The following is a 17317-nucleotide window of genomic DNA, read 5'->3' as shown; positions in this document are numbered from 1 at the left end:
CAAGCTCCGGCACCCAGTTCGGGAGATAAAGACATGGTTGTAAGCGCCAACAGACTTGAACTGCTGCAGATCGCCGATGCGGTCGCGCGTGAAAAGTCGATCGACAAGTCGATCGTCATCGCCGCAATGGCCGATGCGATCCAGAAGGCTGCGCGCTCGCGCTACGGCCAGGAAACCAACATCCGCGCCGACATCAACGCCAACACTGGCGAGATGAAGCTGCAGCGGCTGATGGAAGTGGTCGAGAAGGTCGACGACTACGCCACCCAGATCGCCATTTCCTCGGCGCGCGAGCGCAATCCCGACGCCCAGCTCGGCGACTTCATCGCCGAACAGCTGCCGCCGATGGATTTCGGCCGCATTGCCGCCCAGTCGGCCAAGCAGGTCATCGTGCAGAAGGTGCGCGAAGCCGAGCGTGACCGTCAGTATGACGAATACAAGGACCGCATCGGCGAGATCGTCAACGGCACCGTCAAGCGCGTCGAGTATGGCAACGTCATCGTCGATCTCGGCCGTGGCGAGGCGATTATCCGCCGCGATGAGCTGATCCCGCGCGAAAACTACAAGTATGGCGACCGCGTCCGCGCCTATGTCTACGACGTGCGCCGCGAACAGCGCGGCCCGCAGATCTTCCTGTCGCGCACCCATCCGCAGTTCATGGCCAAGCTCTTCACCATGGAAGTGCCGGAAATCTATGACGGCATCATCGAGATCAAGTCGGTCGCCCGCGATCCGGGCTCGCGCGCCAAGATCGCCGTCATTTCGCGTGACTCGTCGATCGATCCGGTCGGCGCCTGCGTCGGTATGCGCGGCAGCCGCGTCCAGGCCGTTGTCGGCGAATTGCAGGGCGAAAAGATCGACATCATTCCGTGGTCGCCTTCGGCCGCCTCCTTCATCGTCAATGCGCTGCAGCCGGCGGAAGTCGCCAAGGTCGTGCTCGACGAGGATGCCGAGCGCATCGAAGTGGTGGTTCCCGACGACCAGCTGTCGCTGGCCATCGGCCGCCGTGGCCAGAACGTGCGCCTTGCCTCGCAGCTCACCGGCTGGGACATCGACATCCTGACCGAGGCCGAGGAATCCGAGCGCCGCCAGAAGGAATTCGTCGAGCGTTCGTCGCTGTTCATGGAAGCCCTCGATGTCGACGAGATGGTCGGCCAGGTGCTGGCCTCCGAAGGCTTCACCAGCGTCGAGGAAGTTGCCTATGTCGATTCGGGCGAGATCGCTTCTATCGATGGCTTCGACGAAGACACCGCTTCGGAGATCCAGACCCGCGCTCGCGAATATCTGGAGAAAATCGAAGCCGAGCATGACGAGAAGCGCAAGGCGCTGGGCGTCACCGACGAGCTGCGCGAAATTCCCGGCGTCACCACCGCCATGATGGTGACGCTCGGCGAGGATGGCGTGAAGACGATCGAGGATTTCGCCGGCTATGCCGCCGACGACCTCACCGGGTGGAAGGAACGCAAGGACGGCGAAACCAAGGTCTATCCAGGCGTTCTCGCCAATCACGGCGTGTCGCGCACTGACGCCGAGCAGATGGTTCTGGCAGCCCGCCTCAAGGCCGGCTGGATCACCGAAGACGAGCTTGCAGCCGAACAGGTCCCGGCTGACGAAGCTGTTGGTGCGTGAGGTGAAACCGCATCGCACACAACCCGCCCCAGGACGAGATGAACGATCGCACCTGCATCGTTACCCGCAGGCAAGCCGAGCCGGATGAGCTGATCCGTTTCGTCGTCGGCCCGGATTCGGCCGTCGTTCCGGACATCAAGAGAAACCTGCCCGGCCGTGGTTGTTGGGTGAGCGCCGACCGCCTACATATCGACAAGGCGGCGGCGAAGAACCTGTTTGCCCGCGCCTTCAAGGCGCAAGTGACCGTACCGCACGATCTCGGCGGCATGGTCGACGGACTGCTTGCACGATCCGCTTTGGGCATGCTCGGCCTTGCCCGCAAGGCTGGCGCGATCGCTCTCGGCGCCACCAAGGTCGAGAGCGCGGTGCGCAGTGGATTGGCGCTTTTCGTGCTCCACGCGACCGAAGCGTCCGACGATGGCGTGCGCAAGATCAGCCAGGCGCGGCGGGCAACTGTCCACCTCGGCGGGCCCGCAGTCCTTGCCTACAAACTTTTCTCCGAGGCCGAGTTGAGCTTGGCATTGGGGGGTACAAATGTGATACATGCTGCCGTTCTCGCGGGAGACGCGGGCAAGGCGGTTGAGAAGCGCATGGTTGCGCTCGACCGATATCGGGGCGGAACCCCCGACGATCTGGCAATGCTTGCGGCCGTTGCTGACGAAGATGATGCTGCAGAGGATATGGAATGAGCGATACGAAATCGGGCGACGACAAGACGTTGAGTGTTACACCGAAGAAGACCTTGACGCTGAAGCGCCCCGGTACCGAGCAGAGCGTCGTGCGCCAGAATTTCTCGCATGGCCGCACCAAGCAGGTCCAGGTCGAGATCAAGAAGCGCAAATTCTCCATGCCCGGCGACAAGCCGGAGCCGGTGGCAGCACCCGTTTTGACGCCCAAGCCCGCGGTTGTGGCAGCTCCCGTGGTGCAGGAAGCGCCCAAGGCGCCGCCCCCGCCGCCGCCGGTCGAACGCAGCGGCATGGTGCTGAACGAATTGTCGCGTGGCGAAATGGAAGCCCGGCGCAGGGCGCTCGAAGGCTCCAAGGTTCGTGAAGTCGAGGATCGTCAGCGCGCCGCCGAAGACGCCAAGCGCCGCGCCGAGGATGAGGAACGCCGCAAGCGCGAGCGCGAGGAATCCGCGCGCCGTCAGGCCGAGGAAGAAGCTCGTCTGCAGACGGAGGCCGAGTCCCGCCGCCGTGCCGAGGAAGAGGCGCGCCGTCGCGCGCCGCTCGCCGCCGAACTGGCGACGGTCGACGACGAGGAAGAGGTCAAGCCGAAGCGCCCAAGCGGCGCGGGTGCCCCGGTCCGCCGTCTGGTCACGCCCGAAGTGGCGCGTCCGGCCAAGCCCACCAAGGCCGAGGAAGACCGTCGTCGCGGCAAGCTGACCCTCAACACGGCGCTTTCCGACGAGGATGCGCGCGCCCGCTCGCTGTCGTCGATGCGTCGCCGCCAGGAAAAATTCAAGCGCGCGATGCACAATGAGCCGCGCGAGAAGGTTATGCGCGAAGTGATCCTGCCCGAGACCATCACCATCCAGGAACTGGCGCAGCGCATGTCCGAGCGCGCCGTCGATGTGGTCAAGTACTTCATGAAGCAGGGCCAGATCCTCAAGCCGGGCGACATCATCGACGCCGACACGGCCGAACTGGTAGCCACCGAATTTGGCCACACGGTCCGCCGCGTCGCCGAGTCCGACATCGAGGAAGGCCTGTTCAACATCGCCGACAATGCCGAGGACCTGGTGTCGCGGCCGCCGGTCGTGACCATCATGGGCCATGTCGACCACGGCAAGACCTCGCTGCTCGACGCCATCCGCAACGCCAATGTCGTCTCCGGCGAAGCCGGCGGCATCACCCAGCATATCGGCGCCTACCAGGTCGAGAAGAACGGTCAGAAGATCACCTTCATTGACACGCCCGGCCACGCTGCTTTCACGGCGATGCGCGCTCGCGGCGCCCAGGCTACCGACATCGCCATCCTGGTGGTGGCGGCCGACGACAGCGTCATGCCGCAGACGATCGAATCGATCAGCCATGCCAAGGCGGCCGGCGTTCCGATCATCGTGGCGATCAACAAGATCGACAAGCATGGCGCCGATCCGCAGAAGGTGCGTTCGGAATTGCTGCGCCATGAGGTGTTCGTCGAATCGATGGGCGGTGAAGTGCTGGACGTCGAGGTCTCGGCGACCAAGGGCACCAATCTCGACAAGCTGCTCGAGGCGATCCTGCTGCAGGCCGAAATTCTCGACCTCAAGGCCAATCCGGACCGTACCGCCGAGGGCGTCGTCATCGAGGCGCAACTCGACAAGGGCCGCGGCCCCGTCGCCACAGTGCTGGTGCAGACCGGCACGCTGATGCCGGGCGATATTCTCGTCGCCGGCAATGAATGGGGCCGGGTGCGCGCGCTGGTCAACGACCGCGGCGAGCAGATCAAGGAAGCGCCTCCGGCCATGCCGGTCGAGGTGCTTGGCCTGCAAGGCACGCCGCAGGCCGGTGACCGGTTCGCCGTCGTCAACAACGAGGCCCGCGCCCGCGAAATCACCGAGTATCGCCAGCGTCTGGCGCGCGAGAAGGCGGTGGCTCGCCATGCCGGCCAGCGCGGCTCGCTTGAACAGATGATGTCGCAGTTGCAGACGAGCGGGTTGAAGGAATTCCCGCTGGTCATCAAGGGCGACGTTCAGGGCTCGATCGAGGCGATCAACGCCGCTCTCGACAAGCTTGGCACCGACGAGGTGCGTGCGCGCATCGTTCATGCCGGCGCCGGCGCCATCACCGAAAGCGACGTGTCGCTGGCGGAAACGTCCGGTGCCGCGATCATCGGCTTCAACGTCCGCGCCAACGTGCAAGCACGCGCGGCCGCTGCGGCCGCGGGCATCGAAATCCGCTACTACTCGATCATCTACAACCTCGTCGATGACGTGAAGGCGGCGCTCTCGGGCCTGCTTTCGCCGGAACGTCGCGAGACCTTCATCGGCAATGCCGAGATCCTCGAGATCTTCGACATCACCAAGGTCGGCAAGATCGCCGGCTGCCGTGTCACCGAAGGCAAGGTCGAGCGTGGTGCGGGCGTGCGCCTGATCCGCGACAACGTCGTCATCCACGAAGGCACGCTGAAGACCCTGAAGCGCTTCAAGGACGAAGTTGCGGAAGTTCCAGGCGGCCAGGAATGCGGCATGGCCTTCCAGAACTACGAGGACATGCGCGTCGGCGACATCATCGAGTGCTTCCGCGTCGAGATGGTGACCAGAACGCTCTGAGTTCGTATACTGTCGGCACGACCGGGCGGTGGTCGAAAGACCGCCGCCCAAACTTTAATGCCTGTCGCCCAAAAGTGCGTAGCGGTTTTGGGATAAACGACATGCATAGAACAAGTATGAGACGTGCGGCACGGTCCCATCCCGCGCCTCACGCTTTCAGGATTGAGAAAAATGCCCCGTCCAACCGTCTCCAGCCCATCCCAGCGCATGTTGCGTGTCGCCGAACAGGTGCGCCATGCGCTCTCCGAAACCTTGCAGCGCGGCGAGATCATCGATCCGCTGATCGAGAATACTGTCGTGTCGGTCTCGGAAGTGCGCATGTCGCCCGATCTGAGGGTCGCCACTGCCTTCGTGTCGCCGCTCGGCGCCAAGGACACCGGAGCGGTGATCGACGCGCTCAACAAGCACGCGAAATTCGTCCGTGGCCGCGTTTCCGGCGCGCTCCGGCAAATGAAGTTCATGCCTGAGTTTCGCTTCAAGCTCGACACGTCATTCGACAATTTCGCCAGGATCAACGATCTCCTGAAATCGCCCGAAGTCGCCCGCGATCTCGGCCCTGAAGACAACAACGACAAGGACGAGAAATAGTGGGGCGCCGCGGCAAGAAGAAGGGCCGGCCGATCTCCGGCTGGGTGGTGCTGGACAAGCCGGTCGGCATGGGTTCGACCGAAGCCGTCTCCAAGATCAAATGGCTGTTCCAGGCCGAAAAGGCCGGCCATGCCGGCACGCTCGACCCGCTGGCCTCCGGCATGCTGCCGATCGCGCTCGGCGAGGCCACCAAGACCGTGCCTTACGTGCAGGACGGCGCCAAGATCTACCGTTTCACCGTCGCCTGGGGCGAGGAGCGCTCGACCGACGACCTCGAAGGTCCGGTGACCAACAGTTCGGACAAGCGACCGGCCGAGGCCGACGTCAGGGCGCTGCTGCCGAAATACACCGGCGTCATCATGCAGACGCCGCCGCAATTCTCGGCCATCAAGATCGCTGGCGAGCGTGCCTACGACCTCGCTCGCGAGGGCGAGACGGTCGATATACCCGCGCGGGAAATCGAAATCGGCCGCCTCGATATTGTCGAGCATGCCGCCGACCGCACCCTGTTCGAGGTCGAATGCGGCAAGGGCACCTATGTGCGCTCGCTGGCCCGCGACATGGGCCGCGACCTCGGCTGCTTCGGCCACATCGCCGAACTGCGCCGGGTCGAGGTCGAGCCGTTCACCCAGGAGGACTTCGTCACTGTTGCTGAACTGGAGGCCGCCCGTTTCGGCGAACAGCGCGAAGCTGACGGCGATGCCGACGCTGCCGATGCGCCGATCGACTTTGGCGCCATCGATGCGCTGCTTGTCGACACGGCGGCCGCGCTCGACTGCCTGCCGCAGATCGCCATCAGCGACGACGCCGCGACCAAGATCCGGCTTGGCAATCCGGTCATCATCCGCGGCCGCGACGCGCCCGTGGAGGCCGAGGAAGCCTGCGCTACGGCGCGTGGCAAGCTGGTCGCCATCGGCGCCATCGAGCAAGGCATGTTCAAGCCGAAGCGGGTCTTTGCCGGCTGATTCCCGTCGTCTAATCTCAATCGGACGTTACACCCGAGGGGCACATGGCAAAGGCTGATACGGTGAAGAAGCGGACGCCGGTGAAAACGCGGCGGCCGCCGGTCGGCGCTTCCCCCGGCACGCTGATCGCCGATCCGGCGGCGCGCCGCTCCGAGCTCCGGCTGACGCTGATCTCGCCGGAAAAATTCAAGACCATCGAAAAGGCCAGCATCGATGATCTCAACACCCATTGCGACAACTGGCCGGTCGTCTGGCTGGACTGCACCGGGCTCGCCAACATCCAGCTGATCGAGGAGATCGGCCGGATTTTCAACCTGCATCCGCTGGCGCTGGAAGATGTCGTCAACACCGGTCAGCGGCCGAAGGTCGACTTCTTCGAAGATCACGCGTTTGTCGTCATGCGCATGATCGACGACGTCAAGGTGCATCGCTATGAGCAGATCGCGGTGTTCTTCGGCAGGAATTTCGTCGTCACCTTCCAGGAACGCGAAGGCGATCCGTTCGACCCCGTGCGTAAACGCATCGCGGCGGCGCTGCCCAACCGCTTGCGGTCGCGCGGAGCCGACTATCTGGCCTATGCGCTGATCGACGCCATTGTCGACAGCTATTTTCCGCCGATCGAGGCCGCGAGCGAGGAGGTCGACGGCATCGAGGATGAGATGCTTAACACACCGCACAAGCATCAGATGCGGCAACTGCACGAATTGCGGCGCGACGCCAATGTGCTGAAGGGCGTGCTGTGGCCGATGCGCGATGCGCTGGCGACGCTGATCCGCAACGACGTGCCCTATGTGAAGTCCGAGACGAAAATCTTCTTCAACGACACGCTCGACCACGCACTGCGGCTGATCGAGCTGGTCGAGAACCAGCGCGACATGCTGACCGGCCTGATTGAAATGCATCTGTCGCTGAGCCAGGCGCGCACCAACGATGTCATCTCTTATCTCACCATCGTCTCGGTGATCTTCATGCCGCTCACCTTCCTGGTCGGTATATGGGGCATGAATTTCGACCCCGAAAGCTCGCCATGGAACATGCCGGAACTGAAGGCCTATTACGGCTACCCGGCTTCGCTGCTGTTCATGCTGGCCGTTGCTGTCGGCCTGATCGTCTTCTTCAAAAGCAAGAAGTGGCTATAAGCTTCTGCCGCCGGAGAAATTCTTGGATTCGCGAGCAAAAAGCGGCGAAAAGCCGGCTTTATGAATTGGGCTGGTGTTTTCCGGGGAATTGCCCTATATGCGCCGCAGCTTCGCGCCATGTCGCGTTGCTTGCACCGGCCCCTGCTGGACGACATCCCGGCTGAGGGCGACCCGTTTCCTCAAACAGATAAGGAAAAACACGATGTCGATTACTGCCGAGCGCAAACAGGAATTGATGGGTGAATTCGCAACCGCCAAGGGCGATACCGGGTCTCCGGAAGTCCAGGTGGCCATCCTTTCCGAGCGCATCAAGAACCTGACCGACCACTTCAAGGACCACAAGAAGGATAACCATTCCCGCCGTGGTCTGCTCGCTCTCGTCTCCCAGCGCCGCAGCCTGCTTGATTATCTCAAGCGCAAGGACGACGCGCGCTATCAGACGCTGATCGAGAAGCTCGGTCTGCGCCGTTGACGAATTGACCGGCGGGCTTTCGAAGGAGAGCCCGCCGGTCGCGCATTCTGCCAGTCGCATCGATTGGCCAGATCCGGTTTCGAGCGTGCAGAGGGCCACTCGAAACCGCCCATGGACGGTCATGGGGCAGGATTGCAGGACGCTCGTGCGCTGACCAGCGCCGAAATTTACCCGAGCTTCCCGTTGTCTTGCCCGTGGCTGCCCGAGAAAGGAAGCCAGGGAAAGGGCATCCGCGCACCGTGAAACGGCGCGGCCCTTTCCGCTTATTAAGGACAAGACATGTTCAATCACCACAAAGTGGAAATCGAATGGGGCGGCCGTCCGCTCATCCTGGAAACCGGCAAGATCGCGCGTCAGGCTGACGGCGCGGTGCTCGCGACCTACGGCGAAACCAAGGTTCTCGCCACCGTCGTTTCGATGAAGGAGCCGAAGCCGGGTCTCGATTTCTTCCCGCTGACCGTCAACTACCAGGAAAAGACCTACGCCGCCGGCAAGATCCCGGGCGGCTACTTCAAGCGCGAAGGCCGTCCGAGCGAAAAGGAAACGCTGGTTTCCCGCCTGATCGACCGCCCGATCCGCCCGCTCTTCGCCGACGGCTACAAGAACGACACCCAGATCGTCGTCACCGTCGTCCAGCATGACCTCGAAAACGATCCGGACATCCTGTCGATCGTTGCCACCTCGGCCGCTCTGACGCTCTCGGGCGTTCCCTTCATGGGCCCGGTCGGCGGCGCCCGCGTCGGTTACATCAACGGCGAATACGTTCTCAACCCGCATGTCGACGAGATGCAGGAATCCAAGCTCGACCTCGTTGTCGCCGGCACCGCCGACGCCGTTCTGATGGTCGAGTCCGAAGCCAAGGAACTCGGCGAAGAGCTGATGCTCGGCGCCGTCATGTTCGGCCACAAGGGCTTCCAGCCGGTGATCGACGCCATCATCAAGCTGGCCGAAGTTGCCGCCAAGGAACCGCGCGATTTCACGGCGCCGGATTATTCCGCGCTTGAAGCCGAGATGCTGAAGATCGTCGGCGACGAACTCAGCGAAGCCTACAAGAACGTCGACAAGCAGAAGCGCTACGCCGCCGTCGACGCCGTCAAGGCCAAAGTCAAGGCAGCGTTTGCCCCGGCCGAAGGCGAAGACGCCAAGTACACGTCCGAGCAGATCGGTTCTGTGTTCAAGGAACTCCAGGCCAAGGTCGTGCGCTGGAATATCCTCGACACCGGCTCGCGCATCGACGGCCGTGACCTCAAGACCGTCCGCAAGATCGTCTCCGAGGTCGGCGTTCTGCCGCGCACCCACGGTTCGGCGCTGTTCACCCGCGGCGAGACCCAGGCGCTGGTCGTTGCCACGCTGGGCACCGGCGAGGACGAGCAGTATGTCGATTCGCTGACCGGCATGTACAAGGAGAAGTTCCTCCTTCACTACAACTTCCCTCCCTACTCCGTCGGTGAGACCGGCCGTATGGGTTCGCCGGGCCGCCGCGAAATCGGCCATGGCAAGCTCGCCTGGCGCGCCATCCGTCCGATGCTGCCCTCCGCTGACCAGTTCCCCTATACGCTGCGCGTCGTCTCGGAGATCACCGAGTCCAACGGCTCGTCGTCGATGGCCACTGTCTGCGGCACCTCGCTGGCGCTGATGGATGCCGGCGTTCCGCTGGCCAAGCCCGTCGCCGGTATCGCCATGGGCCTGATCAAGGAAGGCGAGCGCTTCGCGGTTCTCTCCGACATCCTGGGTGACGAAGATCACCTCGGCGACATGGACTTCAAGGTCGCCGGCACCGCCAACGGCATCACCTCGCTGCAGATGGATATCAAGATCGAGGGCATCACCGAGGAGATCATGAAGATCGCGCTGGACCAGGCCAAGGATGGCCGCCAGCATATCCTCGGCGAGATGGCGCATGCTCTGACCGGCGCCCGCCCCGAACTCGGTGAGTTCGCGCCGCGCATCGAGGTCATGCATATCCCGACCGACAAGATCCGCGACGTTATCGGCTCCGGCGGCAAGGTCATCCGCGAAATCGTCGAGAAGACCGGCGCCAAGATCAACATCGAGGACGACGGCACGGTCAAGATCGCTTCGTCGAACGCCAAGGAGATCGAGGCGGCCAAGAAGTGGATCCACACCATCGTCGCCGAGCCGGAAGTCGGCGAGATCTACGAAGGCACGGTCGTCAAGACCGCCGACTTCGGCGCTTTCGTCAACTTCTTCGGTCCGCGTGACGGTCTCGTCCACATCTCGCAGCTTGCCAACGACCGGGTCGCCAAGACATCGGACGTCGTCAAGGAAGGCGACAAGGTCTGGGTCAAGCTGATGGGCTTCGACGAGCGCGGCAAGGTCCGCCTGTCGATGAAGGTCGTCGACCAGGCCACCGGCAAGGAAATCGTCCGCGACAAGAAGGCCGAAGGCGAAGAAAACGCCGCCTGAGTGGTCCGAGAATGACATTGAAACGGGCGCGGCTTATGTCGCGCCCGTTTTCGTTTAAGACCCGGTTTGTCTCAGGCATGAGATCGAAGAATGGCCGCTGAGCCGCTGAAGACACTGTTCCATCCCTTCGAGGCCGAGGCGCTGCCTCTGCCGCAAAAGGGCGAGCGTGTGCTGTTCCTGGGCGCCGAGCCCGGCTTCCGCCTGCCGGAAGGCTTTGAGGCAGCGCTGCATCTCGTGCAGGGTTTCCGGCCGCACTTCCGTGCGCTGGGCCGCGCGGGCCACACAGTGACGCCGCGTCCGGAAGGCGATGCATTCGATGCAGCGCTCGTCCTCGTCGGTCGCCATCGCGGCCAGAACGAGATGCGCATTGCCGAAGCGATCGAACGCGTTGCACCGGGCGGCCTGATCGTTGTCGCCGGCGGCAAGGAAGACGGCATCGACAGCCTGCGCAAGCGCATGGCCGACAACGAGGACAAGCTCGCGGCTGCTATCTTGCGCCGAGAATCGGGCAGTGTCGTCGTTGAACGGCAGGGCCAAGCTCCAGAGATAGTCAGCGAAAGGCGTTACCATCCTTCGAAGGCGAATGTACCTCTGGGTGGACACCTGTCGAAGAACCATGGCGTTGCGTTCTGGCTGGCGCGCACGCCGCAGGCAGAGGCGTTTGCGAAGTCCATCAAGGATTGGCAAGGCGACTGGCCGTTGATCGAAGGCCGCTTCCGCACCGCGCCCGGCATGTTCTCCTTCGACCGCATCGACGCCGGCTCAAAACTTCTGGTCGACAACCTGCCCAAAGACCTGCGCGGCAACATCGCCGATTTTTGCGCCGGCTGGGGCTATGTCGCCGCCGAGACCGCGGCACGTTCACCTGGCATAACAGGGCTCGACCTTTACGAGGCGGATTTCGACGCACTGGAGGCAGCAAAGGGCAACATCGGCGTGACCAGCTTCGAGCCGGGCTTTTTCTGGATCGATCTGCTGAGCGAGCCGGTCGAGCGGCGCTATGACGCCATCGTCATGAATCCGCCCTTCCATCGCAGCCGGGCAGCCGAGCCGGAAATTGGCGCCGGCATGATCCAGGCGGCGGGCAGGGCGCTGAAGCCGGGCGGGCGGCTGTTCATGGTGGCAAACCGCCAGCTGCCTTATGAGCCGGTTCTGAAGGCTGTCTTCTCCAGCCACGCCGAAATCGCCCGCGATGGCATGTTCAAGGTCTTTTCCGCACGCCGCTAGAACATGGTCCCAAGGCGATCATGCGCGGAACAGAACCGCCTCAATGCATGCTGACGATGCGCGCCGGCTCGTGGACGGGAATAGTCGCTCGGATCTCGCCGGGCTTGATCTTGAGCGGTGCCGGCCTGCCGAACAGATAGCCCTGCACCATCTCGCAGCCGGCCGCTCGCAAGAGCGTGGCCTGATTCTCGGTCTCGACGCCTTCGGCGATGATGCCGACGCCGAGCGCCCGTGACAGGCCGACGATGGTGGAGACAACGGCGCCCGAATTGGAATCGGTGTCCATGCGGCTGATGAAGGAGCGGTCGATCTTCAGCTTGCCGAAGGCGAAGTCGATCAGATAGCTCAGATTGGAATAGCCGGTGCCGAAATCGTCGACGGCCACCGAAATGCCCATGTCGGCAAGCTGCTGCAGGATGATGGCGGCGCGGTCGCGGTCCTGCATCATCGCCGTCTCGGTCAGTTCGAGTTCCAGCCGTGACGGCTTGATGCCGGTGCTGGCCATGGCGTCGCGCACGATACCGACGAAATCCTTGGTCATGAACTGGACCGGCGAGATGTTGACGGCAACGAAGCAGTCCTCGGGCAAATGGCGGGCATCGCTGCAGGCCTTGTGCAGCACCCAATTGCCGATCGGGTGGATCATGCCGGTCTCTTCCGCGATCGGAATGAACTCCATCGGCGGGATCATACCGCGTTCGGGATGCTTCCAGCGGATCAGCGCCTCGTAACCGACGATGCGGCCGCTCCGCAGGTCGAGCTGCGGCTGGTAGTGGAGGTCGAAATCGCCGCGATCGAAGGCAATGTGCAGTTCGGATTCGATCCAGTGGCGATAGTCGGCGACCTGACCCATGTCGGAATGGAAGAACGACCAGTTGCCCACCCCGCCGGCGCGGGCATTCTGCAGCGCCAGGTTGGAGCGGCGCAGGACGAGGACCGGATCGACGCCGTCTTTCGGCATCGCCACGATACCCACCGATATGCCGACCGATTGCAGGTGGGAATCAAGCTGATAGGGCTTCAGCATCTCCTCAATCAGGGTTTCGACAGTGGCTTCCATCGATCCCTGGATCTCATGGTCCGAGACGAGAATGGCGAATTCGCCGGCGCCGATGCGCCCCATCACCGTGCCCTCGGGCATGCAGGCCTTCAGCCGCCTGGTAAAGGCGCGGATCAGTTCGTCGCCATGGCTGTAGCCGATGGCGTCGTTGATCTGTTTGAAGCGATCGATGTCGATGTCGATGAGGAACACCGGCTCGCCGGTCTTGATCGTTGCCGACGCCGCGTCGGCAACCTTGCCGACCATGGCCGGCCGCGCCAGAAGCCCGGTCAGCTTGTCGAAATGGGTTTCGTTGAAGACGTAGTCCACCGATTCATCGACGCCGGCAAAGAACGAGAGTGCAGCACCGGCGGCGGCCAGCGCGCACAAGGCCGACGCGATGCCGACCATGGTTCCAGCCTGCATGCCGGCAAAGCCGTCACCAAAACCGTACTGGAGACCCCAGAGCCCGAGAACGAAACTGCCAAGGCCCGAGGCGGCGACGGTGAGCAGCCGGAACACAGGTGTTCGCTTCGGGTTGCTGACAGCAGGCATTACTCAGTCCCTGTTGCACGATCCCAAAAATCAACTCGACTTTCCGGAAAGATCACACGCGAATTCACAAACCCTAAAGCACGCGCAGTGCCCTAGCCATAGGACTTATAGCGGGTATGTCCTTAAAATGAGTTTCTGCCAATGCATCTAATTTTACTGGAAGAACTGCAGCGTGATCGCGAAAGGTGGTCTCAGCTTTTCTCGGACAAACGGGAACCGTTAGTCCAGAAATCTGCTTAACCAAAAGAGATAGAGCCCCGATTTCATCGGGATGGAACAAGCTCTAATCGCGTCCGCTGTCGGTCTGCTTCAATTCATCCAGCGTTGGCATGGACACGATGTGATAGCCGGAATCGACATAATGGATCTCGCCGGTGACGCCTGACGAGAGGTCGGACAAAAGATAGAGCGCCGAGCCGCCGACTTCGTCGATGGTCACCGTGCGGCGCAGCGGCGAGTTGCGCTGCTGGTAGGAATACATGTGCCGCGCATCCGAAATCCCGGCACCGGCCAGCGTGCGCACCGGTCCCGCCGATATGCCGTTCACCCTGATGCCGCGCGGGCCGTAATCATTGGCGAGATAGCGCACGCTGGCTTCCAGCCCGGCCTTGGCGACGCCCATGACGTTGTAGTTCGGCATGACGCGGACAGAACCGGCATAGGTCAGCGTGATCATCGCGCCGCCGTCGCTCATCAGCGGGGCGGCATGGCGAGCGATCTCGGTGAAGGAATAGCAGGAGATGACCATGGTGCGGACGAAGTTGTCGCGGCTGGTGTCGGCGTACAGCCCCTTGAGCTCGTTCTTGTCGGAAAAGCCGATGGCGTGGACGACGAAGTCGAGCTCACCCCATTCCTTGCCGAGCGTCTCGAAGGTAGCCGCGACCGAAGCGCTGTCCTCGACGTCGCAGGGCACGACCAGCGACGCGCCGAGCTTCTCGGCGAGCGGCTTGACGCGGCGCCCGAAGGCTTCGCCCTGATAGGTGAAGGCGAGATCTGCCCCATGCTCGGACAGCTTCTTGGCGATGCCCCAGGCGATCGAATGATCGTTGGCGACGCCCATGACAAGCCCGCGCTTGCCTTTCATCAGTCCGTCCATGGCCGGCAAATCCTTATGCGGAATAGCGCTGGAAAACGAGCGTTGCGTTGGTGCCACCGAAACCGAACGAATTGGACAAAACCGTGTCGATCCTGGCGTCGTCGATACGCTTGCGCACGATCGGCATGCCCTCGAATTCCGGATCGAGGTTTTCGATGTGGGCGCTCTCGCCGATGAAGCCGCCTTGCATCATCAGGATCGAGTAGATCGATTCCTGCACGCCGGCCGCGCCCAGCGAATGGCCGGTCAGCGACTTGGTCGAGGTGATGAACGGCATCTTGTCGCCGAACACCTCGCGGATGGCGCCCATTTCCTTGGAATCGCCGACCGGCGTCGAGGTGCCGTGCGTGTTGATGTAGTCGATCGGGGTCGACACCGTCGCCAATGCCTGGCGCATGCAGCGCACCGCGCCTTCGCCCGACGGCGCCACCATGTCGTAGCCATCCGACGTCGCGCCATAGCCGACGATCTCGGCATAGATCTTGGCGCCGCGCGCCTTGGCGTGTTCGAGTTCCTCCAGGATGAGGACGCCCGCGCCACCGGCGATGACGAAACCGTCGCGGTTGGTGTCATAGGCGCGGGAAGCAGTCGATGCCTTGTCGTTGAACTTCGACGACATCGCGCCCATGGCGTCGAACAGGTCCGACATCGTCCAGTCGAGGTCTTCGTGGCCGCCGGCAAACATCACATCCTGCTTGCCCCACTGGATCAGCTCGTAGGCATTGCCGATGCAATGCGCCGAGGTCGAGCACGCCGACGAGATCGAATAGTTGACGCCGTGGATCTTGAACCAGGTGGCGAGCGTCGCCGACGCGGTCGACGACATCGCCTTCGGCACTGCGAACGGACCGATGCGCTTGGGGCTGTTGTTCTTGAGCGTGATCTCAGCCGCCTCGACGATGGTGCGGGTGGACGGACCGCCCGATCCCATGACGATGCCGGTGCGCTCATTGGTGATGTCGCTTTCGCCAAGCCCGGCGTCGGCGATCGCTTGGTCCATGGCGACATGGTTCCAGGCTGCGCCCTGGCTCAGGAAGCGCATGGCGCGGCGGTCGATCATGGCCGACGGGTCGAGCGTCGGCGCGCCCCAGACCTGGCAGCGGAAGCCGTGTTCGGCGAAGGAATCGGAGAAGCTGATGCCCGATTTGGCATCGTAGAGCGAGGATTGCACCTCGTTGGCATTGTTGCCGATCGACGATACGATGCCGAGGCCTGTGACGACGACCCTTCTCATTCGCAACTCCTTCCAGCGGATGATCCCGAAACCGTAGCCGGTTTTGGCCGGCGATCATACGCAAAATCAAAATGCTGCAGCGTCATTGCGCGTTCCGGGAAACGCCCTGCCGCAGTGGCGCCGGTCAGGCGGCCGATTGCTTGGACAGCCCCACCTTGAGGTCTGTCGCCGCGTATATGGGTTCGCCGTCGGCCTTAAGCCAGCCATCGGCGATGCCGAGCACCAGGCGCCCGCGCATGACGCGCTTGAAATCGATGCCGTATTCAACCTTCTTGACCGATGGCGTCACCATGCCCTTGAACTTCACTTCGCCGGTCGACAGCGCCATGCCCTTGCCCGGTTCGCCGAGCCAGCCGAGGTAGAACCCCGTCAATTGCCACATGGCGTCGAGGCCGAGGCACCCCGGCATGATCGGATTTCCGATGAAATGGCAGGCGAAGAACCACAGGTCCGGCTTGATGTCGAATTCGGCGCGGATGAAGCCCTTGTCGTGGGCGCCGCCGGTCTCGCTGATCTCGGTGATGCGGTCGAACATCAGCATCGGCGGGTAGGGCAGCTGGGCATTGCCGGGCCCGAACAACTCGCCGCGGGCACAGGCCAGCAATTCCTCATAATCGTAGCTGGATTTCGAACCCGCCATCAATCTCGTCCCCATGATAGTCCCGGGCGGTGGGCGCCCTTGTCGTTGGTTTCCTAACACAATCCATTTCGAGCCGGAAACCGGCGTTTGCGCTTAACCCGCCCGTCTGCCCGGGTCAATGCGCGCTATTGATCGCATTCGGCCAACAGAATATATGTCGAGGGGTGTCCAGTTTCGGTCGATGACGTTTTTTCGCCACTCTGGGGGTGTCTTGAGGCGGAACTGTGGGCTTGGACGAATAGATGGATCTGGGCTGCCGGAAGGAAAATGTCGCTGTGGACAAGCGGGTTCGCGAAGCCGGCCTAAGGCCGACGCGCCAGCGCATTGCGCTGGCCGATCTGCTTTTTGCCAAGGGCGACCGCCACCTTTCGGCCGAGGAATTGCATGAGGAGGCGATCGCCGCCGGCGTGCCGGTCTCGCTTGCCACCGTCTACAACGCCCTTCACCAGTTCACCCAGGCCGGCCTGCTGCGCATCCTCGCGGTCGAAGGGTCGAAGACCTATTTCGACACCAACACCTCCGATCACCACCATTTCTACATCGAAGGCGAAAACCGGATTTTCGACATCGAAAGCGGTCCGGTCACCGTCTCCAACCTGCCGGAGCCACCCGCGGGCATGGAGATCGCCAATGTCGACATCGTAGTGCGGCTGCGCCCCAAACGCAGCGTTTAAGCTGCACACCATGAGACCTGTCGATCTTGCAATCCGGCTCGAATGGGCCACTGTCGCCGTGGTGGGAATCGTCCTTTACGCGCTGTCGGGTACTTCCTGGTGGCTGTTTGCCCTGCTCATCCTGGCGCCGGACCTGTCGATGCTGGGCTATCTCGCCGGGCCGCGCGTCGGCGCCATCGCCTACAACACCTTGCACATCCTTGTCGTCCCGCTGCTGCTGGCACTCGCTGGATATGTGCTTGTCAATTCGATGGCGACTGCGATCGGCCTGATCTGGATCATCCACATCGCAGTCGACCGCGCGCTCGGCTACGGCCTCAAGCTGTCGACCGGCTTTCAGGACACCCATCTCGGCCGCATCGGCCGCTAGGCGACCTTT

15 protein-coding genes are annotated in these 17317 nt (G+C 62.8%); 11 read left to right on the top strand and 4 right to left on the bottom strand.

The genetic code is table 11. From position 1 onward, the window contains the following. The first annotated feature begins 33 nt into the window (after window positions 1-33). From nusA to AC1DYC_RS18675, 9 genes are all read left to right on the top strand, one after another. Window positions 34-1629: a transcription termination factor NusA gene (gene nusA / locus AC1DYC_RS18715; RefSeq protein ID WP_477408835.1), complete on the top strand. Its 1596-nt coding sequence runs from the start codon at window positions 34-36 to the stop codon at window positions 1627-1629. A gap of 38 nt (window positions 1630-1667) precedes the next feature. After that, entirely contained in the window at window positions 1668-2318 is a 651-nt protein-coding gene (locus AC1DYC_RS18710; RefSeq protein WP_477408833.1) for an RNA-binding protein, read from the top strand. Then, window positions 2315-4882 carry a translation initiation factor IF-2 gene (infB, locus tag AC1DYC_RS18705; RefSeq protein ID WP_477279403.1) on the top strand — a complete coding sequence of 856 codons (2568 nt, stop codon included), beginning with the start codon at window positions 2315-2317 and terminating at the stop codon, window positions 4880-4882. Before AC1DYC_RS18710 ends, infB begins: the two co-directional genes overlap by 4 nt. Window positions 4883-5053: 171 nt before the next feature. After that, window positions 5054-5470 carry a 30S ribosome-binding factor RbfA gene (gene rbfA, locus AC1DYC_RS18700; RefSeq protein WP_477408832.1) on the top strand — a complete coding sequence of 139 codons (417 nt, stop codon included), beginning with the start codon at window positions 5054-5056 and terminating at the stop codon, window positions 5468-5470. Then, window positions 5470-6435: a tRNA pseudouridine(55) synthase TruB gene (gene truB / locus AC1DYC_RS18695; protein ID WP_477408831.1), complete on the top strand. Its 966-nt coding sequence runs from the start codon at window positions 5470-5472 to the stop codon at window positions 6433-6435. The genes rbfA and truB overlap by 1 nt, the downstream gene beginning before the upstream one ends. A 44-nt stretch (window positions 6436-6479) precedes the next feature. Next, window positions 6480-7574, top strand: a complete 1095-nt coding sequence (gene corA / locus AC1DYC_RS18690; protein WP_477408829.1) for a magnesium/cobalt transporter CorA — start codon at window positions 6480-6482, stop codon at window positions 7572-7574. Window positions 7575-7671: 97 nt separating this feature from the next. Further along, complete coding sequence (gene rpsO / locus AC1DYC_RS18685) at window positions 7672-8046, top strand: 30S ribosomal protein S15 (RefSeq protein ID WP_477300560.1); 375 nt, start codon at window positions 7672-7674, stop codon at window positions 8044-8046. Window positions 8047-8325: 279 nt separating this feature from the next. Then, window positions 8326-10473, top strand: a complete 2148-nt coding sequence (gene pnp, locus AC1DYC_RS18680) for a polyribonucleotide nucleotidyltransferase (protein WP_477408827.1) — start codon at window positions 8326-8328, stop codon at window positions 10471-10473. Between the two features lie 90 nt (window positions 10474-10563). Continuing rightward, window positions 10564-11700, top strand: coding sequence for a class I SAM-dependent methyltransferase (locus AC1DYC_RS18675; RefSeq protein WP_477408825.1), 1137 nt, complete (start codon window positions 10564-10566; stop codon window positions 11698-11700). A 40-nt stretch (window positions 11701-11740) separates the two neighbouring features. Here AC1DYC_RS18675 and AC1DYC_RS18670 read toward each other — a convergent pair whose 3' ends face one another. The 4 genes from AC1DYC_RS18670 to fabA form a co-directional block, all read right to left on the bottom strand. Further along, on the bottom strand, window positions 11741-13294 hold the full coding sequence (locus AC1DYC_RS18670) for a putative bifunctional diguanylate cyclase/phosphodiesterase (RefSeq protein ID WP_477408823.1): 1554 nt from the start codon (window positions 13292-13294) through the stop codon (window positions 11741-11743). 283 nt (window positions 13295-13577) lie between these two features. Further along, window positions 13578-14390 carry an enoyl-ACP reductase FabI gene (fabI, locus tag AC1DYC_RS18665; protein ID WP_477408821.1) on the bottom strand — a complete coding sequence of 271 codons (813 nt, stop codon included), beginning with the start codon at window positions 14388-14390 and terminating at the stop codon, window positions 13578-13580. Window positions 14391-14403: 13 nt separating this feature from the next. Continuing rightward, on the bottom strand, window positions 14404-15624 hold the full coding sequence (fabB, locus tag AC1DYC_RS18660; RefSeq protein ID WP_477279417.1) for a beta-ketoacyl-ACP synthase I: 1221 nt from the start codon (window positions 15622-15624) through the stop codon (window positions 14404-14406). A 124-nt stretch (window positions 15625-15748) separates the two neighbouring features. After that, window positions 15749-16264 (bottom strand): 3-hydroxyacyl-[acyl-carrier-protein] dehydratase FabA, encoded by a 516-nt coding sequence (gene fabA, locus AC1DYC_RS18655; RefSeq protein ID WP_477279419.1) that lies wholly within the window; start codon window positions 16262-16264, stop codon window positions 15749-15751. 242 nt (window positions 16265-16506) lie between these two features. Here fabA and irrA point away from each other — a divergent pair, with 242 nt between their 5' ends. Both irrA and AC1DYC_RS18645 read left to right on the top strand, forming a co-directional pair. Further along, complete coding sequence (gene irrA, locus AC1DYC_RS18650) at window positions 16507-16938, top strand: iron response transcriptional regulator IrrA (RefSeq protein ID WP_023692578.1); 432 nt, start codon at window positions 16507-16509, stop codon at window positions 16936-16938. Between the two features lie 10 nt (window positions 16939-16948). Then, a complete protein-coding gene (locus tag AC1DYC_RS18645) occupies window positions 16949-17308 on the top strand; it encodes a DUF4260 domain-containing protein (protein ID WP_477408819.1) in 360 nt (119 codons plus the stop codon). Window positions 17309-17317 lie beyond the last annotated feature (9 nt).

The organism is Mesorhizobium sp. P2_E7 (genome assembly GCF_056403855.1).
Note: the sequence above shows the minus strand (reverse complement) of the source record. Positions and strands in the feature narration are given on the sequence as shown.

Bases quoted from the DNA above. Each gene is read 5' to 3' on its own strand.
- nusA (WP_477408835.1), top strand. From the start codon at position 34: ATGGTTGTAAGCGCCAACAGACTTGAACTGCTGCAGATCGCCGATGCG.
- AC1DYC_RS18710 (WP_477408833.1), top strand. From the start codon at position 1,668: ATGAACGATCGCACCTGCATCGTTACCCGCAGGCAAGCCGAGCCGGAT.
- infB (WP_477279403.1), top strand. From the start codon at position 2,315: ATGAGCGATACGAAATCGGGCGACGACAAGACGTTGAGTGTTACACCG.
- rbfA (WP_477408832.1), top strand. From the start codon at position 5,054: ATGCCCCGTCCAACCGTCTCCAGCCCATCCCAGCGCATGTTGCGTGTC.
- corA (WP_477408829.1), top strand. From the start codon at position 6,480: ATGGCAAAGGCTGATACGGTGAAGAAGCGGACGCCGGTGAAAACGCGG.
- rpsO (WP_477300560.1), top strand. From the start codon at position 7,672: ATGCGCCGCAGCTTCGCGCCATGTCGCGTTGCTTGCACCGGCCCCTGC.
- pnp (WP_477408827.1), top strand. From the start codon at position 8,326: ATGTTCAATCACCACAAAGTGGAAATCGAATGGGGCGGCCGTCCGCTC.
- AC1DYC_RS18675 (WP_477408825.1), top strand. From the start codon at position 10,564: ATGGCCGCTGAGCCGCTGAAGACACTGTTCCATCCCTTCGAGGCCGAG.
- AC1DYC_RS18670 (WP_477408823.1), bottom strand. From the start codon at position 13,294: ATGCCTGCTGTCAGCAACCCGAAGCGAACACCTGTGTTCCGGCTGCTC.
- fabI (WP_477408821.1), bottom strand. From the start codon at position 14,390: ATGGACGGACTGATGAAAGGCAAGCGCGGGCTTGTCATGGGCGTCGCC.
- fabB (WP_477279417.1), bottom strand. From the start codon at position 15,624: ATGAGAAGGGTCGTCGTCACAGGCCTCGGCATCGTATCGTCGATCGGC.
- fabA (WP_477279419.1), bottom strand. From the start codon at position 16,264: ATGGCGGGTTCGAAATCCAGCTACGATTATGAGGAATTGCTGGCCTGT.
- irrA (WP_023692578.1), top strand. From the start codon at position 16,507: ATGGATCTGGGCTGCCGGAAGGAAAATGTCGCTGTGGACAAGCGGGTT.
- AC1DYC_RS18645 (WP_477408819.1), top strand. From the start codon at position 16,949: ATGAGACCTGTCGATCTTGCAATCCGGCTCGAATGGGCCACTGTCGCC.